Origin of the sequence: Leisingera aquaemixtae (assembly GCF_001458395.1) — a bacterium.
Taxonomy (GTDB): Bacteria; Pseudomonadota; Alphaproteobacteria; order Rhodobacterales; family Rhodobacteraceae; genus Leisingera; species Leisingera aquaemixtae.
On sequence record NZ_CYSR01000022.1, the window covers coordinates 49,904 to 72,195 of the forward strand.

Annotated in this window: 20 protein-coding genes; 9 read left to right on the forward strand and 11 right to left on the reverse strand. The window is 63.3% G+C overall.

The genetic code is table 11. The annotated features are described in order from the left end of the window. The first annotated feature begins 1 nt into the window (after nucleotide 1). The 8 genes from PHA8399_RS11010 to PHA8399_RS11045 all read left to right on the forward strand — a co-directional run bounded on the left by PHA8399_RS11010 (nucleotide 2) and on the right by PHA8399_RS11045 (nucleotide 7,814). Nucleotides 2-427, forward strand: coding sequence for a PaaI family thioesterase (locus PHA8399_RS11010; RefSeq protein WP_058286199.1), 426 nt, complete (start codon nucleotides 2-4; stop codon nucleotides 425-427). Then, nucleotides 424-1,203 (forward strand): oxepin-CoA hydrolase, alternative type, encoded by a 780-nt coding sequence (locus PHA8399_RS11015; protein ID WP_058286200.1) that lies wholly within the window; start codon nucleotides 424-426, stop codon nucleotides 1,201-1,203. Before PHA8399_RS11010 ends, PHA8399_RS11015 begins: the two co-directional genes overlap by 4 nt. 10 nt (nucleotides 1,204-1,213) lie before the next feature. Further along, on the forward strand, nucleotides 1,214-2,218 hold the full coding sequence (locus PHA8399_RS11020; RefSeq protein WP_058286201.1) for an NAD(P)H-dependent flavin oxidoreductase: 1,005 nt from the start codon (nucleotides 1,214-1,216) through the stop codon (nucleotides 2,216-2,218). A gap of 23 nt (nucleotides 2,219-2,241) precedes the next feature. After that, nucleotides 2,242-3,762, forward strand: coding sequence for a class I adenylate-forming enzyme family protein (locus tag PHA8399_RS11025; RefSeq protein ID WP_058286202.1), 1,521 nt, complete (start codon nucleotides 2,242-2,244; stop codon nucleotides 3,760-3,762). A gap of 174 nt (nucleotides 3,763-3,936) precedes the next feature. Then, entirely contained in the window at nucleotides 3,937-5,007 is a 1,071-nt protein-coding gene (locus PHA8399_RS11030) for a C4-dicarboxylate TRAP transporter substrate-binding protein (RefSeq protein ID WP_058286203.1), read from the forward strand. Between the two features lie 62 nt (nucleotides 5,008-5,069). Further along, nucleotides 5,070-5,564: a TRAP transporter small permease gene (locus PHA8399_RS11035; protein ID WP_058286204.1), complete on the forward strand. Its 495-nt coding sequence runs from the start codon at nucleotides 5,070-5,072 to the stop codon at nucleotides 5,562-5,564. Nucleotides 5,565-5,605: 41 nt separating this feature from the next. Beyond that, on the forward strand, nucleotides 5,606-6,946 hold the full coding sequence (locus PHA8399_RS11040; protein ID WP_058286205.1) for a TRAP transporter large permease: 1,341 nt from the start codon (nucleotides 5,606-5,608) through the stop codon (nucleotides 6,944-6,946). Nucleotides 6,947-7,010: 64 nt separating this feature from the next. Beyond that, nucleotides 7,011-7,814 (forward strand): IclR family transcriptional regulator, encoded by an 804-nt coding sequence (locus PHA8399_RS11045; protein ID WP_058286206.1) that lies wholly within the window; start codon nucleotides 7,011-7,013, stop codon nucleotides 7,812-7,814. Between the two features lie 175 nt (nucleotides 7,815-7,989). Here PHA8399_RS11045 and PHA8399_RS11050 read toward each other — a convergent pair whose 3' ends face one another. The 11 genes from PHA8399_RS11050 to PHA8399_RS11100 all read right to left on the reverse strand — a co-directional run bounded on the left by PHA8399_RS11050 (nucleotide 7,990) and on the right by PHA8399_RS11100 (nucleotide 21,399). Next, a complete protein-coding gene (locus PHA8399_RS11050; RefSeq protein ID WP_058286207.1) occupies nucleotides 7,990-9,546 on the reverse strand; it encodes a cisplatin damage response ATP-dependent DNA ligase in 1,557 nt (518 codons plus the stop codon). After that, a complete protein-coding gene (locus PHA8399_RS11055; protein WP_058286208.1) occupies nucleotides 9,546-10,559 on the reverse strand; it encodes a ligase-associated DNA damage response exonuclease in 1,014 nt (337 codons plus the stop codon). The genes PHA8399_RS11050 and PHA8399_RS11055 overlap by 1 nt, the downstream gene beginning before the upstream one ends. Before the next feature lie 182 nt (nucleotides 10,560-10,741). Further along, a complete protein-coding gene (locus PHA8399_RS11060; RefSeq protein ID WP_058286209.1) occupies nucleotides 10,742-12,058 on the reverse strand; it encodes a TRAP transporter large permease in 1,317 nt (438 codons plus the stop codon). An 11-nt stretch (nucleotides 12,059-12,069) separates the two neighbouring features. Beyond that, the gene (locus PHA8399_RS11065) at nucleotides 12,070-12,570 is read right to left on the reverse strand and encodes a TRAP transporter small permease (protein ID WP_058286210.1); all 501 of its coding nucleotides are present in this window, start codon (nucleotides 12,568-12,570) and stop codon (nucleotides 12,070-12,072) included. A 40-nt stretch (nucleotides 12,571-12,610) separates the two neighbouring features. After that, on the reverse strand, nucleotides 12,611-13,579 hold the full coding sequence (gene dctP, locus PHA8399_RS11070) for a TRAP transporter substrate-binding protein DctP (RefSeq protein ID WP_058286211.1): 969 nt from the start codon (nucleotides 13,577-13,579) through the stop codon (nucleotides 12,611-12,613). Nucleotides 13,580-13,863: 284 nt separating this feature from the next. Continuing rightward, nucleotides 13,864-15,405: an indolepyruvate oxidoreductase subunit beta family protein gene (locus PHA8399_RS11075; protein WP_058286212.1), complete on the reverse strand. Its 1,542-nt coding sequence runs from the start codon at nucleotides 15,403-15,405 to the stop codon at nucleotides 13,864-13,866. Next, nucleotides 15,402-17,567 (reverse strand): thiamine pyrophosphate-dependent enzyme, encoded by a 2,166-nt coding sequence (locus tag PHA8399_RS11080; RefSeq protein WP_058286213.1) that lies wholly within the window; start codon nucleotides 17,565-17,567, stop codon nucleotides 15,402-15,404. The genes PHA8399_RS11075 and PHA8399_RS11080 overlap by 4 nt, the downstream gene beginning before the upstream one ends. Before the next feature lie 27 nt (nucleotides 17,568-17,594). Then, nucleotides 17,595-18,098 carry a MarR family winged helix-turn-helix transcriptional regulator gene (locus PHA8399_RS11085; RefSeq protein ID WP_058286214.1) on the reverse strand — a complete coding sequence of 168 codons (504 nt, stop codon included), beginning with the start codon at nucleotides 18,096-18,098 and terminating at the stop codon, nucleotides 17,595-17,597. Between the two features lie 88 nt (nucleotides 18,099-18,186). After that, nucleotides 18,187-18,978, reverse strand: a complete 792-nt coding sequence (locus tag PHA8399_RS11090) for a cyclase family protein (protein WP_058286215.1) — start codon at nucleotides 18,976-18,978, stop codon at nucleotides 18,187-18,189. A gap of 332 nt (nucleotides 18,979-19,310) precedes the next feature. Then, nucleotides 19,311-20,678 (reverse strand): NCS1 family transporter, encoded by a 1,368-nt coding sequence (locus PHA8399_RS11095; protein ID WP_208856292.1) that lies wholly within the window; start codon nucleotides 20,676-20,678, stop codon nucleotides 19,311-19,313. A gap of 22 nt (nucleotides 20,679-20,700) precedes the next feature. After that, nucleotides 20,701-21,399 carry an aspartate/glutamate racemase family protein gene (locus PHA8399_RS11100; RefSeq protein ID WP_058286216.1) on the reverse strand — a complete coding sequence of 233 codons (699 nt, stop codon included), beginning with the start codon at nucleotides 21,397-21,399 and terminating at the stop codon, nucleotides 20,701-20,703. Between the two features lie 135 nt (nucleotides 21,400-21,534). Between PHA8399_RS11100 and PHA8399_RS11105 the strand changes: the two genes are divergently transcribed. Continuing rightward, entirely contained in the window at nucleotides 21,535-22,230 is a 696-nt protein-coding gene (locus tag PHA8399_RS11105; RefSeq protein ID WP_058286217.1) for a GntR family transcriptional regulator, read from the forward strand. Nucleotides 22,231-22,292: the final 62 nt, after the last annotated feature.

Sequence of the window (22,292 nt, forward strand, 5' to 3'; positions counted from 1 at the left end):
CATGCCGGCGATGCCTCTCGACAGACCCTTGATCCCTCTGTTTCAGGCAATGGGCTATAACGTCGAAATCAATGCAGAGGCAGTTGAGGCGCACTGCGTGATGGAGATTTCCCAGCTGCATTTGAACCGTCAAGGCAGCTTGCATGGCGGGGTCGCAGCAACGCTTCTGGATACCGCCAGCGGGATCACCGCCAGCCTGTCCTGTGATCCGCAAGGGCTGACGCCCTTTGTAACCCTTTCGCTGAACGTCAACTACATGGCGCTGGCCCGGCAGGGGGCGGTGCGCGCATCCGGCCGGATTACCGGCGGCGGCAGGACAACCAAGTTTGTCGCCTGCGATCTGCGGGACGCAGAGGGCCGGCTGATCGCGGCGTCCACCGGGGTCTTCAAGCGGATGCGGAATACAGGAACGGAGGCAGCGGCATGAGCGCGCTTTACCGGCATGAGGTCCGCGGCGGGACCCTGATTATCTGGAACTGCAACAGGGCGATGCGAAATGCGCTGTCGTATGAATACTACCAGGGTCTGCAGGACGGTCTTTCGAGGGCGGCTTCTGATCCAGCAATTGCGGCAGTGATCCTGGCCGGGGAAGGCGGATTTTTCTGTTCCGGCGGCAATCTGAACATGCTGAAGGAACGCCGTGAGATGCCCTATGAGGAACGCCAGGTGCAGATCGGCAAGCTGAATGCCCTTATCCGAGCCGTCCGCACCTGCCCCAAACCTGTCATCGCGGCGGTGGAGGGCGGCGCGGCAGGGGCCGGTCTGTCGCTGGCAATGGCGGCGGATATGATCGTGGCGGAAGAAAGGGCGCAGTTCACCCTGGCCTATGTCAAAGCGGGCCTGGTGCCGGATGGCGGCGCTACCTATGCACTGACGCAGGCGCTGCCGCGGGCGACCGTGGCGCGGATGGCGATGCTGGCCGAGCCGCTGAGCGCCGAGCGCATGCACCAGCTGGGTGCAATAACCGAACTGGCCGCCGCAGGCACCGCAGTAGCACAAGCCGAGGCGCTGGCGGCCGCCGTCGCCAAAGGGCCTGAGACGGCGATCGCCGATATCAAGGGTCTGATCAATCAGGCGGAAACCGCCAGCTTCGAAGAGCAGCTCGCGCATGAACGCGATGCCATGGCCAAAGCCCTCGGCGGAAACGAGGCCCAGGCGGGCATCGGTGCCTTTCTCACAAAAACATCCCCAGTATTCCGGTAAGGAGACCGAAATGATGCATTCTTCTGCACTGCCGGCGATTTTCGACACGCCCGTGACCCGGACCTATGGCACCCGCCTGCCGGTTGTGGCGGGCGGCCTGCAATGGCTTGCCAATGCCGAGTACGTGTCCGCTGCGGCGCGGGCTGGAATCATTTCCTTCATCACCGCCGCCAGTTTCCCCGAAACGAAGGACCTGCGTGCCGAGATCCGCCGCTGCCGCGAGATGTGCGGCGGCAAGCCCTTTGGGGTCAATGTCTCGATGATCCCCAAGCTGGTTCCTGGGGAGAAAACCGAAGAAGTGTTCCGCCTGATCGCAGAAGAAGGCATCCGGTTTGTGGAAACCTCGGGCCGCAGCCCGGAGGCATTCATGCCGATCCTAAAGGACGCTGGGATCACTGTGCTGCACAAGGTGCCCAGCCTGCGTTATGCGGTGAAGGCCGAGCAAGTGGGGGTCGACATGGTCTCGATCGTCGGGGCCGAATGCGGCGGGCACCCCGGCATGGACATGATCGGCAGCATGGTCAATGCGGGTCTGGCGGGGGACCGGCTGACCATCCCCTGGCTGATCGGCGGTGGCATTGGTCACGGCAAGCAGATCCTGGCAGCGCTGGTGATGGGAGCTTCGGGCGTGGTGATGGGAACCCGGTTCCTGGTTGCAAGTGAGCTGACCGCGCATCCGGACTATAAACAAGCGATGATTGACGCAAGCGAATTGGACACTCAACTGACGATGCAATCCGTCCGCAACACCGTTCGCAGCCTGCGCAACCAGACCACTGAAACAGTCGCCCGGCTTGAGCGCGACAACCCCGAAATCAGTATCCAAGAGCTGCTTCAGCACGTGTCCGGCAAGATAGGGCGCAATGCCTATGCAACCGGCGACGTGTCCCAAGGCCTGCTGTCGGCAGGCCACGCGCTGGGCTTTGTCGATGAGGTGGAACCGTTTGCCGAAATCGTCGGCAGGCTGGAAGCCGAGGCGCTGACGGCATTTGCGCGGCTGGGTGTGGCAGCGTGATGGCAAATGGGAGGAGAAGTGACATGCACAACCGTGTACATGGGCTGCTGGAAGCAGCAGCTGAGACCCGCCCGGATGCCCTGGCGCTTGCGGATCAGGATGGCCGCCGCCTGAGCTGGCTGCAAATGCTCGAAGCGGCTTTGGCCGCGGCGGCGCAGCTGAAGGCAGCGGGTGTTCGGGCAGGCGACCGCGTGGTGCTGGTGTTCGAGAACTGTGCCGAGGCGATTGCGTTCTTCTTTGGCGCAAGCATGCTGGACGCGTCGGCTGTAGCCATCAACGCCCGGCTGACCACGGCGGAACTGGACCGGATCATTGCGCATTCCGATCCCTGCGCCATTTTGTTTTCAGCGGCTTCATCCGAAGCGGCGCGTGCCCACGCGGGCCACTATGGGGCACAGGATGTTCACGGCGCCTTTGGTGCTGCGGCCCTGATGCCCCGGGCAGGAGCCTCTCCGGAGCCGGTGTCAGAGGACGGGCGCGAACAGCTTGCCTTGCTGCTTTACACCTCGGGCACCACCGGCACTCCCAAAGCGGCAATGCTGACCCACGCCAACCTTATTGCAGGGGCCGCGGCCTCGGCAGAGGTGCGGGGCATCAAGAACTCGGATGTGACCTATCTGGCGCTGCCGCTCAGCCATATCTTCGGGCTGGTGACTATGCTTTCAGTCACCTTTGCGCAGTCAGCGATGCGGATGGAGGCGCAATTCTCGGCAGAGCGTCTTTATAATGCGCTGCAGGAGGATGTCACTCTGCTGCCTGCAGTGCCGCAGATGCATGCGCATCTGTTCAACTATGCCCGCTCCCACGGCAAGCCGCGCTATGACGGGCACAAACTGCGGTTTGTGTCTTCGGGCGGCGCGCCCTTGGATCCGGCTTGGAAACGCGAGGCAGAGGCATTTTATGGCCTTCCCCTGCAGAACGGATACGGGCTGACCGAGGGCGCAGCGGGTGTTTGTGCGACCCGTAACGGCATTGGCGATCCTGACATCAGCGTCGGTCTGGCGATGGGGGAATGCAGCCTCAAGCTTGATCTGGACGCAGCGGGCGCCACCCCCGAAGAGGGGATCGGCGAAATCCTGGTGGGCGGCCCGCAGGTTATGAAGGGCTACTTCCACGACCCGGAGCAGACCGCAGCAGCTTTTACAAAGGACGGGTTTTTCCGCACAGGCGATCTGGGCCGGTTTGACGATGAAGGCAGGCTGCATATTGCCGGGCGCACCAAGGAGCTGATCATCCGGTCCGGTTTCAATGTCTACCCGGTCGAAATTGAAGCGGCCCTGACCGAGCATCCGGATGTGGTCGTGGCAAGCGTCGTGGGGCGGTCTGTCGAAGGGAACGAGGAGGTTCTGGCCTTTGTCAGCGCCGCCACTGGCAGCAGCGTGACAGAACAAGAGCTGAAGACTTTTCTGCATGACCGGCTGGCGCCCTACAAGCGGCCTGCGCGGGTTATTGTGGCCAACGCGCTGCCTGCTGCGCCGACCGGGAAAATCCTGAAGGCGAAGCTGATCGAAACATTCGCCAGCGAGCTGGACGTGGTCGTGTGAACCGCTGATTCCGTTGCTTGGCTGCAGAAGGGCAGAAACGGGCTTGCTGATCCGCTGCGCGGTAAACGCGGACACGCCCTAAAATTCCGTTATGTGGAATAAATTTCTAGACTAGCGACAACAATTCCACATAGTGAAATATATAAAGTGACTTTGGAGGAGGAGAGGCCAGTCATGGGAATGGTGAAAAATTTTCTGGGAGGGCTGACCATTGCAGCCAGCCTTGGGGTAACCGCAGCGTCTGCGGAAACCGTGATCTATTACGGCCACAGCGGTCCAGACCGTGGCACGGTTCCTGCGGCGCTGAAGTGGTATAACAGCAGGATCGGCGAGCTGTCCGGCGGCGATTTGCGGATGGACGTCCAGTGGGGCGGAGCGCTGTTCAAGGCGAGCGCGGCGCTGCAGGGGATCGGCGACGGGGTTGCAGACGCAGGCTCCATCATCGCGGCCTATTTCCAGAAGGGGATGGCGGCCTATTCACTGGCTGATTTTCCGATTGGCGGACCAAATGCCTGGGTTGCAATGCGTGCAGCTGACCACCTTATGCGCTCAGAGTCCCAGATCACCGAGCACCTTGCACGCCAGAACCTCGTATACATCGGCACGTTCACCGCGTCGGCTGTGAACGTGGCCTGCACCGGTGCACCAATCCGTTCGGTTTCGGACATCAAGGGAAAGAAGGTCCGCGGCGCTGGAGTTTACGGCAAGGTCTTCGGAGAAATGGGTGCAACCCCCGTGAACCTCTCGGTTTATGAGGCGTATCAGGGCCTGGATACTGGGCTGATCGATTGCAGCCAGGGGTACGACTACATCATTCCGTCACTCAAATGGGAGGAGGTGATCGACAGCTACACCGTCCTGAATTGGGGTCAGATCGGCGGCTATGGCATGTTCATGAACAAGCAGGTCTTTGACAGCCTGGAGGCGGGCCAGCAGCAGGTTCTGATGCAGGCGGGCGAGGAGTTGGCCGACCAGTTCGCCAAGATTGTGACGGGTGCCAATGACAAGGCAATGCAGGCGATGATCTCAGGCGGCACCGCCCGCAAGATCGAAGTCATCGAGCTAAGCGAGGCTGACAAGGCACTGCTCAATGCCGCAGCCGAACCCTTCATTGCCGACTGGATGGAAAATGCCCGCAGCGTCGGTCTGGATGCGGACCGGCTGATGGCAACCTATACCGCTGCGGTGGCTCAATACACTGCGGAATTCGAAGCCAAGGGCTACCCCTGGATGCGCGGCAACTGAGCCAGGCCAAACAAGAGCCGGGTGGCTGGGGGCTGCCCGGCAACTCCAGGGAGGATGTGACTTTGAGCAGGCTGGAACGAGTATTTGTAGATGTATCGGCAGCGGCCATCATCTTGCTGGCGCTGTTGATCTTTGCGGATGTTGTGGCACTCAATGTGTTCAGCAGCGCTGTGCCGGACACAATTGTCATCGTTCGCGAACTGATGGTTCTGGCAATTGTGATGCCCTTGGCTGCCGCAACTGCGCAGCGCGCGCATATCGCAGTGGAGTTCCTGACACAAGCGCTGCCGCCGCGCGTGTCCGGGTGGCTGACAGTGTTCGGCACCTTGTTCGGGCTGATGGCGCTGTCGCCGATCCTGTATTCCGGCGGCAGGGATTTCCTGCACCAATGGCAGACCGGCAACGTGTTTTACGGTGACCTGAACCTGCCGCAGTGGCCGGGGCGTCTGGCCTTTGTGCTGGGCATCGCGCTGGCATGGTTGCGGCTTGCCGTAATGGCCGCAGCCGATGGCCTGGCGCTGCTGCGCGGCGGCGAAATCGCCCCGAACGGAAACTGAAATCCATCTGAAAACATAAAGATCTGCCGAGGAGACTGACTGTGGATCCTGCCTTGATCGGCCTTGTGGCCTTTGCTGTAATGCTTGTCCTCCTGGCCATTCGTGTGCCGATTGCCTTTGCCCTGATCGGCGTGGCGTCTGTGGCGGCCTTTTCGATTTTCGCCTTCCGGACCGGTACTTTCTTGCCGGAGCGCGCGTTCCGGGCCACATCGGCTCTGGTCTTCAACAACTCGTTCGACCTGCTGCATTCCTTTGACCTGTCGATGATCCCGCTATTCATTGCGCTGGGCAATATCGCTTACCGTGCCGGAATCACAACGGCGGTGTATGATGCGGCAAAGGTCTGGCTGTTGCGGGTGCGAGGCGGCATTGCGGTAGCCTCGGTCATGGGGTGCGGCGGGTTTTCCGCGATTACCGGTTCCAGTCTGGCATGCGCGTCGACCATGGGTAAAATCTGCACGCCTGAAATGCTGCGCCTTGGTTATGACCCAAGGCTGGCAACCGCCAGCGTCGCTGCCGGGGGCACACTTGGCTCTCTGATCCCTCCGAGCATCCTGTTCATCATCTATGCGATCTTTACCGAGACCTCGGTGAACAAGCTGTTCATTGCCGGCATCCTGCCGGGGCTGCTGACGCTGGCCGGTTTTGTTCTGGTAATCGCGATGTGGATCAGAGCGGACCCGTCGGCGGTGCCCGCCTGCGGCGAAGCGGCCAGCATAGCGGACAAGGTGAAAGCGTTCCGCAGGGCTTGGCCCGCGGCGGTTATCTTTGCGGTAATTGTGGTCGGGATTTACGGCGGCTACTTTACCGCTACCGCGGCAGCGGCGGTGAGCGTGGTTCTGACCATGCTGATCGGCCTCGCGCAGCGGCAGCTGGATTTGTCCGGAATCTGGCAGGCTGTGCGGGAAACCTGTGTGCAAACTGCCGCGATTTTCTTTGTGGCAGCGGGTGCCAAGATATTTGTTGCGGCCATCGCGCTGACTGGAATGGCGCCGGCGCTGGTGGAGTGGGTTTCTGAGGCTGAGTTCTCGACGGCTGCGCTGCTTCTTGCGATCTGCGCAGTCTATCTTGTGCTGGGCATGTTCTTGGATCCGATCGGTATCATGGTCCTGACCTTGCCGCTGGTCGTGCCGCTGGTGGAATCCTACGGGCTGAACCTGATCTGGTTTGGTGTGGTCGTGGTGAAGCTTCTTGAGATCGGCCTGATTACTCCGCCTGTGGGGCTGAACGTCTTTGTCCTGTCAAATGTCGTCGGCAAGGATGCCCCGGTCGGGATGGTGTTTTCCGGCATCTGGCGGTTCCTCAGCATTGACGTGGTCGTGCTGCTGCTGCTGGTGGCTTTCCCGTCAATCTCTCTGGTACTGTCAAATGCGGTTCAGTAGTATCCGGCTGGTGAACAGCGGCGGCCCTGAACGGGCGCGACCCCAAACAGACTCAGAGAATGCAATGCCAGCCGATTCATCGGATAAAAGATTTGCCAATACACTGGCGCGGGGTCTGACAATCCTGAGGGCATTCCGTCCCACCGATGACGGATTGGGCAATCTTGAAATCTCCGAACGCACCGGCATTCCGCGCCCGACAGTGTCGAGGCTGACCTTCACGCTGTGTGCGCTTGGATATTTGACACATGGACGGCGGCACGACAAATACCGCCTGGGTCCGGCGGCACTGGCGCTGGGGAACATCGCGGCAGCCTCATTTGCCTTTGTAGAGATTGCTTCGCCGGTGATGCAGCGGCTGGCGGATGCAACAGGTACCTTGACAGCGATCAGCATCAAGGACGACCGGCGGATGCTGCTGACCAGAGCCTGGCGGCCGGTGAACTCTTCCTCGATCTGGCTGGACGTCGGCTACAGGATGCCGTTGCATACTTCTTCCAGCGGCAAAGCGTATCTGGGGGCGCTCAGCGATGAGGAATTTGCCCGCTTTCTTGAGAGCCGCGGGGATGAGCCCGAAGACCTGCTGGCGGAGTTTGCGGCAATCAGAACCGCCGCGCACGGCGAGATCCTGGCTGAAGGCTATACCCAGGTGCGGGGCGAAGACCGGTTTTCCGAGACCATCAACGCCGCTGCTGTGCCATACCGTCCGTCTGATTTGGGTGAGCCGGTGGCTTTTCTGGCAAGCTCCACTTCACAGCAGCTGTCTGATCAGCGGATCTCCGAAGAAGTCGGCCCGGCACTCGCCGAGGCAGTGGCTGAGGTCCGCAGGATGACAGGCCAGCAATCGGCGCTAGTGGTAAAGGGATAAGGCTGCCCAAGCGCTTCCGCGCCTATCGGCAGAACTGTTCCCGAACGGATGTGGCTGAAGGAGGCAAGCACAGCGGAACATGGTCTGGCCGTGTGACGTGATCTGGCCACGCAGACCACTTGTCAGCGACGGTCGTACCGCAAGGCGGCAAAGTGCTAAACATGACAGCCCTTACTCAAAGAAGCTGTTTCAGCTCATCCAGCGTGCCGGCTTCCGAGGCCGGTTTGTCCGTCCTGATCCGGTTGATGCGGGGAAACCGCATGGCCAGGCCGCTCTTGTGGCGGCTGGATTGGTTCAAGCCTTCGAAGGCGACTTCCAGCACCAGCTCGGGCTTGACGGCGCGCACCGGCCCGAACCGGTCCGTGGTGTTGTTGCGCACGAACCGGTCCAGCTCCTTCAGCTCAGCGTCGGTGAAGCCGAAATACGCCTTGCCCACGGGCACCAGATGGTTCCCCTGCCACACGCCAAAGGTGAAATCCGAATAATAGCCCGAGCGTTTGCCATGACCGCGCTGCGCATACAGCATGACGGCGTCAACAAGCATCGGATCGTGCTTCCATTTGAACCAGTTGCCGCGTTTGCGCCCGGCAACATAAGCACTGCCGCGGCGCTTGATCATGACGCCTTCGACCACGCTTTCGGGCGGGTTTGCGCGCAGCTCTGCCAGCTCTTGCCAGCTGGCAAAGGCAAGGGCAGGGGAGAGATCGATGCGCGGATCGCTGAGTTCAGCCACAACATCCCGCAGTCTGGTTTGCCGCTGAACCAGCGGCCGCGTCCGCCAGTCTTCGCCATTCCAGAACAGCAGATCATAGGCCCGAAACGCTGCAGGATGGCTGGCCAAAATGGCTTTGCCGGGCTTCTTGCGGCCCAAACGCTTTTGCAGATCGCCAAACGGGGCAATGCCGCCACCGCGCTTGACCAGCAGTTCGCCGTCCAGCGTGCCCTCAAAGTTGAGGGCGCCGATAACATCGGGGAATGATCGCGAAATGTCCTCTCCCGTGCGGGAATAGAGACGCCGCGTGCCACTGTCATTCACCGCCTGAACGCGAATGCCGTCCCACTTCCATTCCGCTGTGAAATCGGCCGGTGCGAACTCTGCCAGATCGTCCAGGTTGGTGGCTGTCGACAGCATCACCGGCCGGAAGGGGGCAGCCGCGAGGCTTACCGGCTTTTCACCGCCTTCTAGCCAGGCAAACAGGGGCAGATACGGCGGGGAAAGCCCGTGCCAAAGTTCTTCGATCTCGGTGACCTCAACACCGCCAAACCGGGCCAGCGCCGTCCTGGCAAGCTGAGCCGACACCCCGACACGCAAGCCCCCGGTGGCCAGTTTCAGATAGGCATAGCGCTGCGAAGGCGTCATGTGCGTCAGGCGGCGGGCAATCAAGGCAGGCAGCTCTGCCTTTGCGGTGGCGGCCAGTTCCTCCACCGCATCGGTCAGGGGCATGTCTGCCACCGTGCCGGAATGCGGCCAGATCAGCGCAACGGTCTCTGCCAGGTCGCCGACAAACTCATAGGACAGGCGGAACAGTTCGGCATCTGTCTCCTCTGCCACCAGCCCCCGCAGAAGGGAGGGCGTCACATTGCGCAGCGCAAGATCACCCGTAAAGGCGGCAAGCGCGTAGCCGCGTTCAGGATCCGGCATCGAGCGGAAGGCCTCTACCAGATGCGCGATCTTGCCGTTGCGCGACGGCGTAAAGGCAAGCTGCTCCAGAACACGGGCAAAAGACTGCATCAGTCCGCTTCCTCCTCATAGCCGACCAGCCGCAGCGGGCGGGCGGCGATCTGGTTCAACTCGCACCAGCGCACCAGCGCGTCCTCCCGGCCATGCGTGACCCACACCTGTTGCGGTGCCAGTTCCTGGATGGTCCGCGTCAGATCCTGCCAGTCGGCGTGGTCGCTGAGGATCAGCGGCAGCTCAACACCGCGCTGGCGGGCCCGCGCGCGCACCTGCATCCAGCCGCTTGCAAAACAGATGACCGGATCGGGAAAGCGCTGCGCCCAGGTTGCCGCAAACGCCGAGGGCGGGCCAAGGATGATCTGCCCCTTGAAGGCTGCCTTGCCGTCACCGGTTGTCGCCGGGCGCAGGTCGCCGAGGTCAATGCCCTGTTCGATGTGGTAGTCGCACAGCCGCTGCAACGCGCCGTGGATATAGATGGGCTGCTCCCAGCCTGCCTGCCTCAGCAGCGCTATGACCCGCTGCGCCTTGCCCAAGGCGTAGGCGCCGACGAGATGGCAGCGGTCAGGCTGCGCGGCGACGGACCGCAGCAGTTTTTCGATCTCGGAAAGGGGCGCGGGATGGTTGAAGACAGGCAGGCCAAAGGTCGCCTCGGTCACGAAGATATCGCAGGGCGCCAGCTGGAACGGCGCGCAGGCCGGGTTGTCAGCCCGCGCATAGTCGCCAGAGACGGTGATGGCGGTGCTGCCATCGTCCACCGTGATCTGGCAGGACCCGAGAACGTGACCGGCCGGGGTGAATGCCACGCGAATGCCGCCTGCCTCCGTTTGGCCTTCTACTGGAATACGGGTGTCGCAAAACGCCTCGCCGTAACGGATCGCCATGATGTCCAGCGTCTGCGGGCTGGCCCAGACGGTGCCGTGCCCTGCGCGCGCATGGTCGGCATGGCCATGCGTGATCATCGCGCGCGGCACCGGCCGCACCGGATCGATGAAAAAATCGCCCGCCGGGCAGTAAAGCCCCTCCGGGCGCGGATGCAGCAGCTGTTCCGGGGGGCGTGAAGCGGTCAAAATGCAGTACCCGTTTGCAACCTTCTCAGAGACGTCGCACTAGAGTTAAGCTGCCTTGGGCGCCGAACAAGGGGCGCCCTCCGGCACGCCAGGCGGGTGCCGCACCTGACCTGCGGAAGGAAACCCGCCTTGGTTGTAGGTTCCAGGCAGCACAGCCGCAGCCCCGCCGCAAAGGCGGCCGCCTATCTTGCCATCAGCCCCGGCAGCCAGGTGCCCACGGCCGGCTGCCAGACAACCAACGCCAGCACCGCCAGCTTGATCACCAGGAAAGGCGTGACCGCGGCATAGATGTGCTTCATCCCGATGCCCTCCGGCGCCACGCCTCGCATCACGAACAGCAACAGCCCGAAGGGCGGGGTCAGCAGGCCGATCTCCATGGTCAGCAGGTAGACCACGCCCAGCACCAGTTCGTTGATCCCCATCTGTCCCGCCAGCGGCACAAACACCGGCACGGTGACCATCAGCATCGACACCTGATCGACGAAACAGCCGAGCAGCAGCAGGATCACGATCATGCCAACCAGCACCATGGTGGGGGTCGGGTCCACCGCGTTGATTGCCTTGATCAGCCCATTGGTGGCGCCGCTGAAGGACAGCACCTGGGCAAAGGTCTGGCTGGCGGCCATGATGAAAAGGATCATCACCGACAGCTTCACGGTTTCCATCAGCGCCTTGGCGACCTTGTCAAACGACAGCGAGCGGTAGGCCGCACCGGTGGCAAGCGCCGCCAGACAGCCAAGCGCGGCGGATTCCGTAGGCGTGGCGAAACCCAGCAGCAGGCTGCCGATCACCACGGCGAACAGCACCGACAGCGGCGCCACATATACCAGGAAGGGCCGCCAGCGCTCTCCCAGACTCATCTGGGGCAGGTCGTCCGGCGGCGCCACCGTTGGATCCAGCAGGCTGCGGGTCACGATATAGACGACGAAGGCGGCGGCCAGCAGCAGCGCAGGCATGACGCCCGCCACCAGCAGCCCGGCGATGGAAATCCCTGCCAAACTGCCGACCAGCACCGCCAGCGCCGACGGCGGAATGAGCATGGCAATGGCGCCCGAGGCCATGATCGGCCCCATCGCCATGGTCGGGTGATAGCCCCGCTGCAGCATCCCCGGCATCAGGGTGGAGCCCAGCATGGCGGTATTGGCGATGGTCGATCCTGACAGCGCGGCAAAGATGGTGCCACCGAACACCGTGACCACCGACAGCCGCCCGGGCACCCGGGTGACCACCCGCTCGATCGCGTCGATGGCGCGGTGGGCGATGCCGGTCTGGAACAGGATCTCTCCCATCAGGATGAACAGCGGGATCGGCGCCATCTGGAAATTGGCAATTGACTGGGTGGCATTGCGCGCCAGCTGCAGCAGGCCGCGGTCGCCGCCCAGCACCTCGTAAGCGCCGATCATGGTGACGGTGATGAAGGCGAAGGCCACCGGCAGACCGATCAGCAGCAGCGCGGCCAGGCCGCCCAGCATCAGCGACAGAGTAAGGATCCAGTCCATCGGCAGTCCTTTCAGAGGCCGGAGAGCGGCGCGTCTGCCGCCGCGGGGCGGAAGATCTTGCGCAGAAATTCGAGGGTGCACAGCGCCATCGACAACGGCAGCACTGTCAGCGTCCACCATTCCGGGAAGGTGAACGCCGTGCGCACCATGGAGCCGCGGGCATAAGATTGCATCAGCGCCTGCAGCCCGGCCCATCCAAGGAGGGCACAGGTTGCCGCGCCCAGCAGGCAGGCCGCCACAACGACCCTGCGGCGGGCGCGCGGCGGCAGGCCATGGGTGATCAGGTCAACCTGCACATGGGCGTTGAGGCGCAGCACCCAGGGCGCCCCGAGGAATGCCGCCGCCATCAGCCCGTATTCGATGGCATCGAGCGCGCCGTAGATCACCGGCAGGCCGAGGTTGCGCAACAGCACATTGAGCGGAATCACCAGGGTGATCGCGGCGAGAAGGGCAGCGCTGAGCACGGCCAGGCCGGTGAGCAGGGCGCCGAAACTGCGGTCTAAGCGGGTCATGGGCACAGAGGCGGGGCGGCATCAGGCCGCCCCGGTCCCATCACTTCAGCAGGCAGGCCTGCAGCTTTTCCCCAAGCTGCGGGTCTGTCTTCATCACTTCGCCCCAGCCTTCGGTCTGCGCGGTCTCGCTCCACAGCTTCCCGTTCTCGCCGTCCAGGGTAATGGTCTTGATCCCCGCCTCGGCCTGGGCTTTGGCCTCGGCCTCGTTGCGGGCGATGTTCCCGGCGTTCTGCTCTTCGATCCAGGCCGCGCCTTTTTCCAGCAGGGCGCGCTGCTCATCGCTCAGGCCGTTCCAGCTGTCGAGGTTGACCAGGAAGTTCACGTCCACCTGATAAAAGCCGGGATCGACGCGATAGGCGGTCTGTTCGTGCCAGCCAAGGTCCAGCACGCCCTGGCTGGGCCAGCCATAGCCGTCGATCGCCCCGCGCTCCAGCGCGGTGTAGACCTCGCCCGGTGCGGTGCGCACCAGCGTGGCCCCCAGTTTTTCGAACATGGCGCGGTAGACCGGCGTGGTGCGGATGGTCAGTCCGGTCAGGTCCGGGCCTTCCAGCGGCTTGGTCAGATATAGATGATAATTCATGTGATCACCCACGCGGGCGAGGTATTTCACACCCATCTGGTCCTGGTGGACCTGGTCGATCAACTCGTAGCAGCCATTCGCCCGCTGGTCCTGAATGGTGTTCTGCGCCAGGTGCAGCGCGTCGCCGGCAGGCAGCAGGTTCGGATAGTAGGCGGTGGTGTTGTTGGCGATGTCGACGATCCCCGCCTGCACTGCATTGCCCAGTTCAAAGGGCGGCACGGCTTCCGGCCCGCCCAGCAGGTCGATCTGCACCACACCCTCTCCGTTCTCGTTGACCCAGTCAACGAAGGCTTCGAAATCACGGGAAAAAGTTGTGCCGGTGGCAAAGGCAGTCACCGCCTTCAGCGTGACTTCCCCGGCCTGGGCAGAGGCGGTGGTGAGCGTGGCAGCCCCTAAAAGGACGGCGGCGGAAAGTGTGCGGAATGTCATGTTGGTCTCCCTGGATGTGTGGCGGCGCGCAGACCGGGCGGTTTGCTGTCCCTTGTTTTCCGGGCGCCCTTGAAAAAGCCTAGGTCCAGGCTGTCTCACCTTCAAGCATGAAGTTTTAAGCTTCAAGTAAGTTTATATGCAAACGCATAAAAAACTTTGGTGGCGCAGCTATGTCAGGCGGTCGGCGGCCCGGTTGATTCGGAATTTCGCGACCGCTGTCCTTCCCTGACCGGCGCAATAGCCGCGCATCCACCCCCCGCGACCTGCCGGCCGCCTTGGCCCGGCTATGCCGCGAAGCTCCGGATGGTTCTAAGCGCGCCGTCCAGGGCCTCTCCCTTTTCGTCCTGCAAGGCGGCCTCGCGCAGGCGGGCCACCCATTGCGGCCCGTCTTCGCGCCCTGCCACCAGCGTGGCGCCCTGCATCACAATGTCGAACTTCGAATGCCCCCGCGCGTGCGTGTCCGAATAGCCTTTGATCAGGCGGCGGCAGCGGATCACCTCGACTGCCATGCCGTAGCTTTGCGGCAGATAGCCAAGCGCGGCGGCCAGCCATTGGTCCAGATGCGCCTGCTCCTGCGCGTGCCGCAGGCTGCGGCGGCGCCAGCCGCGCAGACCGCCCAATAGATACAGCACCGCAAAGCCGCGCAGGCTGTCCGTGCGGATACGGCGGCCCTTGCTGAACAGCGTGTCGAGGCGGGCCATCCATTTCGGGCTGGTCTCCACCCGCGCGCCCAGGCGGGCGGGCAGCAGCCCCGCGATCTCCTCGGCGCGGGGGTGCAGATAGTCGGTCAGGGTCATCAGCTTGCCCTGCGATCCCATCTCGCTCTCAATACGGCCAAAGCGGGTGCTGCGGGTCTTGAGGTCGGCAACCCGGATCACGTCGTCATACGCCATTGCATTGGCGATATGCTTCGCCGCCTCGCGGCCAAGCTCATATCCCTGGTCCGCGCTGTCGCGATCCAGCACCCGCTGCAACCGGTCCAGGTATTCGGTTCCGTAAGCCGTATCCTGAAAATCCACCACCTTGCGCAGGCCCGGCACGGCCATCTCCTGCACCCCGGCCGGAAACTGCGCAACCCGTGCCATGAGCCCGTTCCAGGCGGTCAGCGCCTTGCCTGGGCCTGCGGCCTCCGCCGGAGTTTCTGCGGCGGGTGCAGGCTCCGGCCGCTCGCCTTGCTCCGCCAGATCGAAACCGGCGGCAAAGGCCCGCAGGCTCGCCTCAACGCCTTTACCGCTGGCGCGGATTGCGTCCTCGAACGCGGCTTTGGGGAAGGGCAGCGCGCCAGAGCCTGCCAGGGCCCCGAACAGCGAGGCGGAAATCACCGAACCCGCCCGGACTGCGGCGCTGTCCATATCGGCCATCACCAGCTTGCGGGCCGCGATTCCGGCGGCGGCGCGCACCTCCTCCGCGCTGGCGATGCCGTCGCCCGGCACCATCTTCTCGGACACCGCCAGCGCCCGGTGGGTCGAGGCGATCAGCGTGGTCCGGTCCGGGGTCACGAAGCCGCGCATGATGGCGCGGCCGGCCTCCATCATCTCGGCGGCGATCATCACGTCCACGTCGCCCGGCGCCGGCGCCAGCGAGAACACAGGGTGCGGCACGCTGCCCGGCGCCATCTCGATGTAATAGATGGTGGCGCCGGTGCGCTGGGCAACGCCGGCGACGCTGGTGGCCTGGGCGCTGTAATCCTGGCTGCGGGCGAGGGATTCGATCCAGTTGGTCAGCACCCCGCCGCCCTGGCCGCCAACGGCAAGAACGGCCAGCTTGATCACGCCTTGCCCGCCCGGGCCGTCCGGGCGGGCCGCAAGCGGCATTTCGATGGTCATGGTGCAATCCTCCCGGAGGCCGTGCCGTTGAAGGTAAGGCGCCGCGCCGCGCGGCGGGTCTGAAGCCAGGAGATCACGCGGCTGCGCAATCCAGCCGCCCAGCGTTCAAAGCCGCTGGGGTTGTGCACCACGCGCGCCTCATAAAAGGAGGGGCAGAGAATGGCGGCGTCCGCCACCTCGCCGCAGTTGCCGCAGCCGACGCAGGACTGGTCTATATGCGCCACCGGATCGTCGCGCAGCGGGTCGTCCAGCGTCTTCAGCGACAGCGACGGGCAGCCGGACAGGCGGATGCAGGCGTGATCGCCGGTACAGATGTCCTCATCAACGCCAAAGCGGGGGATCTCCACCCGCGCACCGTCCTTGACCGCCTTGTTGCGCTGCGGCTTTTCGCGGCGCTGCCGGTTCAGCATGCATTCGGAGGAAGCGACGATCACTTTCGGCCCGTCGTAATCGGTGGTCAGCGCCTCGCGGATGGTCTCGCGCATTCTGGTGACGTCATAGGTCCGGTCGATCTGCCGGATCCATTTGACGCCCGCGCCCTCCAGCGCCTTGGTGATCGGGTTGTTGGTCGACTTGCTGGCGTTCGTGGCGCGGCTTGACGGGATGTCCTGGCCGCCGGTTGCCGCCGAATAATAGTTGTCGACGATGATCGCCACGCTGTCCGACTTGTTGAACACCATGTTGCCGATCGAGGTGCTAAGGCCGTTGTGCCAGAACCCGCCGTCCCCGATGATCGAGATCGCGCGCTTTTCGCCGCCGCCGTCAAAGGCCGCGTTGGAGGCCGGTCCCAGCCCGTAACCCATCGTCTGACCGCCGATTTCGAACGGCGGCAGTGCCGCAAACAGGTGGCAGCCGATGTCCGCCGAGATCTGATGCTTGCCCAGTTCCTGCTCAACCAGCTTCATCGAGGCAAAGATCGGCCGCTCCGGGCAGCCGGTGCAGAAGCCCGGCGGGCGGATCGGCACGGTCTGGCTCAGATCCGGGATCTCCGGCTGCGGCGTGTTGGGCGCGCGCACCTGGCCGGGAAGCAGGTGGGCAGCATATTTGCGGAAGAAATCATCCAGCCCGTCCATCATCACCTGGCCGGTGTATTCACCCGCTTTCGGGAAGATGCCCTTGCCCTCCAGCTTGGTCTGGCTGCCCGCCTTGAACAGCATGTTGCCCAGCTGTTGTTCGATGAACTCCGGCTGGCCCTCCTCCACCATCAGCACAGCGTCCTTGCCCGCGCAGAAGTCAAGGAGGTCGCTTTGCACCAGCGGGTAGGCCACATTCATCACATAAAGCGGCACATCGGTGTTGCCGCTGACATCCGCCAGCCCCAGCCGCTGCAGGGCGCGGATCACGCTGTTGTACATACCGCCCAGGCAGATCAGGCCAACCTTGCCGTCCTGCGGGCCAAAGCGCTCGTTCAGCCCATGCTCCAGGATGAACTTCTCCGCCGCGGGCCAGCGGTTTTCGATCTTGTCGTGCTCATGCTGATAGGACATCGGCGGCAGCACCACGCGTTTGAAATCGCGCTGCGGATTGGACAGCGCCTCGCGCACGGTCAGCGGCGGCCGCTGGTTTTCGCGGCACTCAAAGGTGCCGGTCACATGGCAAGAGCGGATCCGCACCATCAGCATGACCGGCGTGTTCGACGCCTCCGACAGGGCAAAGCTGTCGCCCACCGATTTCACGATGGACGGCAGGTTCGGCCGCGGATCAAGCAGCCAGAACTGGGATTTCATTGCAAAGGCATAAGACCGCTCCTGCATGATCGAGGAGCCCTCGCCGTAGTCCTCGCCGACGATGATGATGGCGCCGCCAGTGACCCCGGAGGAGGCGAGGTTGGCCAGCGCGTCCGAGGCCACATTGACCCCGACCGACCCTTTGAAGGTAACCGCGCCGCGGATCGGATAGTGGACAGAGGCCGCCAGCATCGCCGCGGCGGCGGCTTCGGAGGCGTTGGCCTCGTAGCGCACGCCCAACTCGCCCAGCAGGTCCTCTGCATCGGCCAGCACATCCATCAGATGCGAAATCGGCGCCCCCTGGTAGCCGCCGACGTATCCCACGCCGTTCTCCAGAAGCGCCTTGGTGATGGCCAGAATGCCCTCGCCGGTAAAGCTGCTGCCTGCACCTTGGCGCAGATGCTCGACCTCAGCCTTGAACGATCTTTCGGCCATTGGCGCCTCCTTGGTTGCGGTCCGGGATCAGAATTGGTTCACGCGCACGTTGCGCAGGATCTTCTGCAGCGTGGCGGTAAAGGCGCGCTGTTCCTCCGGGTCGATGCCCTTGAACATCTGCGCGCAGGCCTCCGCCACATGCGGCCAAAGCCCCTCGTGGGTTTCGCGGCCCTTCGGGGTCATCACAATGCGGGTGGCGCGGCTGTCATCGGGATCGGACTGGCGCAGAACCAGCCCGTCGCGCTCCAGCGCATCCAGCGCCCGGCTGAGGGTGGATTGCTCCACCACCGCATACACCGACAAGTCGCGGATCAGCAGACCGTCCAGCACCGACAGGACCGCCAAGGCCCGCATCTTGGCCGTGGTCAGCCCATGCGCCGCCATCTCCTCGCGCAGGGCCGCGTTGTAGCGCCCCATGATGCGGTTCATCAGGTAAGGCGGGAAGTTTTCCAGCCCGATCTCCCCCAGCCGCGGCAGCGGGGATGTTGCCTCCGCGGCAGCTTGCGGTGCTGCGGTTTCATTTGCAGTCATGCATCTTTCCTTTACGCCAGATAAGATCCGGAGCCGCCGCCCGCGCATCGGCGCCGGCTCCGGGGGTGATGCGGGCGCGTTACCTGCCTCAGCCCCGCGGCACCAGAGCCAGAGCCCGGATCGGGCTGCCGGTGCCGCGCTTGATCTTCAGCGGCGCGGCAATCAGCAGCGCGCCCTTGGGCGGGAGCTTGTCCAGATTGGCCAGCGAGGCCAGGCCAAAGCAGTTGTCCCGGTGCAGCAGGTTGTGGGCCGGGTAGGGCGGCTCCATCCCGCCGGCCTGGCCTGCATCAGTACCGATGCACTGGCTGCCCCAGCCGGCGATTTTCTTCGACAGCAGGTATTCAACCGCGTCCGGGGTCGGCCCGGGGCTGTGCGGGCCAGTATCATCCGCGTTCAGGAAGGCGTCCTCGTCACCGGCGCGCTTGTCCCAGTCGGTGCGCATCACCACCCATTCGCCCGCGCCAATCTCGCCGTGCTCCGCCTCCCAGGCCTTGATCAGGTCTGCCGTCAGCAGAAAATCCGGGTTCTCGGCGCTTTCCTTGGAGCAGTCGATCACATTGACCGGCGCCACCAGGCGCTGCACATCCAGCGTATCGGTATAGCCGTCGCTATAGTCCTTGCCGGTGATCCAGTGGTGCGGGGCGTCGAAATGGGTGCCCGAATGCTCCCCCAGAACCATCCAGTTCCAGGCAAAAAACGGGCCGTCCTCGTCGTATTCGCTGATCTTGTGGATTTCGACCTTGGGCGTGTTCTTGGCGAAATCCTCGGGCAGGCGCAGGATCGGTGTCTCAGGCCCCAGAGTGCCGGAGCAGTCCACCACTTCGACCTGTCCGGACAGGATCATCGCGCCCAGGCCGTCCAATGTATTGGCTGCAGTCATTCTATTTCTCCCGTTGTGCGCGGTCTGAACGCCGCTTTTCGCGTCCGGTTATGGACTGCGTTTCAAAATATACATGTATTTGCAAATTTGAAAGCCCTTTGAAAGAGGCATCTGGAGCGGCATCTGGCCCAGTCCCATGCTTCGTACATATATGCATTTACATGTTTTTCGGCGGGGCGGCACAGGAACTGCCGGCAAGCAGCCCTTTTTTCCGATACCTCCACTGGCGCGGTTGGCCTGCCTCCGGATTAAACCCTGATCAAAAATTGTGCCTACAAAGAAAGAAGGCTCCGCCAGAAGCGGAGCCCTCCTTTTAGCGCGTTGCAGTGCGGTCAGCTCATAAACCGCTTGGCCGACGGCAGATGCTGCATCAGCAGGTAATAGGACAGACCGGCAGGCAGCAGGCTGGCGTACCAGGAGATGCCGGAGAAGATCAGCGCCGCTGCAACCCCGATGCCCATCGCAATCACCGCGGCCCAGTTGACGCCGTGGTAGGGGCCGGTTTCATCATAAAGCTTGTCCAGATCCAGCGTTTGCTTACGCAGGATGAAGTAGTCCACCACCAGGATCGCAAAGATCGGGCCCAGGAAGGCGGAATAGGTCTGGATGAACAGGCTGAGGCCTGCGGCGGATTCGTCCTTCACCAGCTCCCACGGGAAGGTGGCAAAGGCGAGCACGCCGACGATCACGGCGGAGGTCTTGAACTTGATCTTGAAGATATCCATCAGCGCATAGGCCGGCGGCACCACGTTGTTCAGAATGTTGGTGGTGACCTGGGCAAAGGCGATGAACAGCAGGGTGATGACCAAGAGCGGCTTGTTGTCGACCGCGCTGGAGAACACCTTGATCGGGTCGACCTCGCCAGTCGCGCCGGAGACCATCAGGCCGATCAGACCCATGAACAGCGTCGCGGGCAGGATCGAGTTGGCATAGATCGCCACCTGGCGGAACGGGCCGACGTTCTGGCGCAGCTCGCGCGAATAGTCCGAGACATTCAGCATCATGGTGCTGTAGATGCCCAGGAACAGCATGGTGGCTCCCCAGAAGGGCGCGCCCCAGGTACCTTCGACGTTGACCAGATTGGCGGAGATTTCCTCGCCGTATTTGCTGATCACGCTGATGAACATGTAGACCAGCGAGCCGATGATGAAGACTGAGCCGATGTTCTCCAGCCATTTGATGCCGTGAAAGCCCAGCACCGACAGCCCGATCTGCAAGAGCTGGAAGCCGATGAAGAAGACCACGATGTTGTCATAGCCAAACAGCGTGTCGGAGACGAGGTTCAGCGCCCCGGCGCCGATCCAGCTTTGAAAGCCGAACCAGACGATTGCGGGAACGGAACGCACCAGCGCGGGCAGCCGGGTGCCGGCAAACCCGAACGCAGAGCGCGCCTGCACCATGAAGGGGATGCCGTATTTGTGGCCGGCCTGCCCGTTGATCATCAGCGCGAGGCCGATCACCGTGCAGCCGATTGCAATCGCGACAAAGGTCTGCAGCAGGTTCAGCGTGCCCACCAGGCCGGAGCCGATGGTGAAGGTGCCAATCGACACGCAGCCGCCGAGCCAGGCAAACAGATAGGACCACGGATCCATGATCCTGGTTTCCTGCGGTGCAAGGCTCTCCTCCCCGATCCCCTTGCCGCTGTGTTCCCCGATGCCGCCGCCTTTGGCGATGGCTTCCAATTCTGCATTCATGGTCATGTCTTCCTCCCTGACGATACCACTATTTCCGGTTGGGGCGCGCATAGGCGTTGATCTTGCTGGTCTTCAGGCCGCAGCCTGCCAGCGCCTCGATCATCCGCGTTGCCGCGCTGACCCCGTCGATGACGGGGATGCCCGTCTCCTGGCTGAGCCATTGGGTGAGATCGGCCATGCCGGCACAGCCCAGCACAACCGCCTCGCAATGATCCTCTTCGATGGCGCGCAGGATCTCGGCGCGGATCTTCTGGCGCGCGTCCGGGCCTTCTTCCTCCAGCGCCAGCACCGGGATCGCAGCAGAGCGCACCCGGCGGCACTGGTGTGACAGGCCATAGCCGTGTATCAGATGTTCGATCACCGGCACCGCGCGGGGCAGCGTGGTGACCACGGTGAAGGAGGTTGCCAGCATGCTGGCCGCCTTCACCGCCGCTTCGCAGATGCCCAGCACCGGGCCGGTGGCCAGCTCGCGGCAGGCGCCTATGCCGGGGTCGTCGAAACAGGCAACGACAATGCCGTCCACGCCCTGTTCCTCACCCGCCGCCACCTGCGCCAGCAGGCCAGGCAGCGACATCGCCTCGTCAAAATGGCCTTCGATGCTGGCAGGCGCGCCGGCTGCGGTTGCGCCCAGAATGGTCACGCCGGGGCTGGCAGCGGCCTGAGCGGCCTCAACAATCTTCCGTGTCATCGACTCGGTGGAGTTGGGATTGACGACCAGAATTTTCATGCGCTCCTCCTTTGTTATCATTTATTGTTAACAATTAATGATAACAGGTCAAGCCGGCGCCTGCCCTGGCGCCATTGCCAAGTGCCCTGACGGCCCTTAAGTTGCGGCAGCGCAGGAAAACTTTTTTGAGGCCCGATGAAGGATTCTCCCGAAAATCAGATCGTGAATGCGATTCTCGATGCGATTTCCGAGCAGCGACTCCCGGCCGGAACCAAGCTGGGTGAACAGGCGCTGAGCGATTTGTTTGCCTGCAACCGCGCCAATGTGCGCCGGGCGCTCGCCTCGCTGGCGGCGCAGCAGGTGGTGGAGCTGCGCCCGAACCGCGGCGCCTTTGTGATGACACCTTCGCCGAAAGAGGCGCGCGACATCTTCCAGGCCCGCCGCGCGATCGAACGCACGATTGCGCGCCACGCCTCCGGCCAGGCCTCAGCAGAGGACATCGCTTTTCTGCGCGGCAATATTCAGGAGGAAGCCAAGGCGCGCAAGGCGGGTGACAAACCGGCGGAACTGCGCGCCTCGCGGCAGTTTCACATGCGGATTGCCTATATCGCCGGCAATCTTGTGCTGGAGCGGTTCCTGTCAGAGCTGACCATGCGCAGCACACTGATTTTGGGGCTTTATTCCCCCACTGGCAGTTCCTCCTGCGCCGAGGATGAGCACGACCGGATCGTCGATGCGCTGGAGGCCGGCAAGACGGATGAGCTGGTCCGGCTTGCGGATGAGCATCTGCGCCATCTGGAGGAAGGCCTGAATTTTGATGAGCCGCCCGCCGCCCCCATGAGTCTCAGGGAGCAGCTGGCCGCGCCGCGCAAGCCCCCGGCGGCAGAGTAGCCGGGCACATCCCACCCGAGCCGGCGCTGGTTTGGGCTGCCTGGCTGCGGCCGGCAGCCCCG

Coding starts and splice junctions, on each gene's coding strand:
- PHA8399_RS11010 (WP_058286199.1), top strand. CDS start 2: ATGCCGGCGATGCCTCTCGACAGACCCTTGATCCCTCTGTTTCAGGCA.
- PHA8399_RS11015 (WP_058286200.1), top strand. CDS start 424: ATGAGCGCGCTTTACCGGCATGAGGTCCGCGGCGGGACCCTGATTATC.
- PHA8399_RS11020 (WP_058286201.1), top strand. CDS start 1,214: ATGATGCATTCTTCTGCACTGCCGGCGATTTTCGACACGCCCGTGACC.
- PHA8399_RS11025 (WP_058286202.1), top strand. CDS start 2,242: ATGCACAACCGTGTACATGGGCTGCTGGAAGCAGCAGCTGAGACCCGC.
- PHA8399_RS11030 (WP_058286203.1), top strand. CDS start 3,937: ATGGGAATGGTGAAAAATTTTCTGGGAGGGCTGACCATTGCAGCCAGC.
- PHA8399_RS11045 (WP_058286206.1), top strand. CDS start 7,011: ATGCCAGCCGATTCATCGGATAAAAGATTTGCCAATACACTGGCGCGG.
- PHA8399_RS11050 (WP_058286207.1), bottom strand. CDS start 9,546: ATGCAGTCTTTTGCCCGTGTTCTGGAGCAGCTTGCCTTTACGCCGTCG.
- PHA8399_RS11060 (WP_058286209.1), bottom strand. CDS start 12,058: ATGGACTGGATCCTTACTCTGTCGCTGATGCTGGGCGGCCTGGCCGCG.
- PHA8399_RS11065 (WP_058286210.1), bottom strand. CDS start 12,570: ATGACCCGCTTAGACCGCAGTTTCGGCGCCCTGCTCACCGGCCTGGCC.
- dctP (WP_058286211.1), bottom strand. CDS start 13,579: ATGACATTCCGCACACTTTCCGCCGCCGTCCTTTTAGGGGCTGCCACG.
- PHA8399_RS11075 (WP_058286212.1), bottom strand. CDS start 15,405: ATGACCATCGAAATGCCGCTTGCGGCCCGCCCGGACGGCCCGGGCGGG.
- PHA8399_RS11080 (WP_058286213.1), bottom strand. CDS start 17,567: ATGGCCGAAAGATCGTTCAAGGCTGAGGTCGAGCATCTGCGCCAAGGT.
- PHA8399_RS11085 (WP_058286214.1), bottom strand. CDS start 18,098: ATGACTGCAAATGAAACCGCAGCACCGCAAGCTGCCGCGGAGGCAACA.
- PHA8399_RS11090 (WP_058286215.1), bottom strand. CDS start 18,978: ATGACTGCAGCCAATACATTGGACGGCCTGGGCGCGATGATCCTGTCC.
- PHA8399_RS11095 (WP_208856292.1), bottom strand. CDS start 20,678: ATGACCATGAATGCAGAATTGGAAGCCATCGCCAAAGGCGGCGGCATC.
- PHA8399_RS11100 (WP_058286216.1), bottom strand. CDS start 21,399: ATGAAAATTCTGGTCGTCAATCCCAACTCCACCGAGTCGATGACACGG.
- PHA8399_RS11105 (WP_058286217.1), top strand. CDS start 21,535: ATGAAGGATTCTCCCGAAAATCAGATCGTGAATGCGATTCTCGATGCG.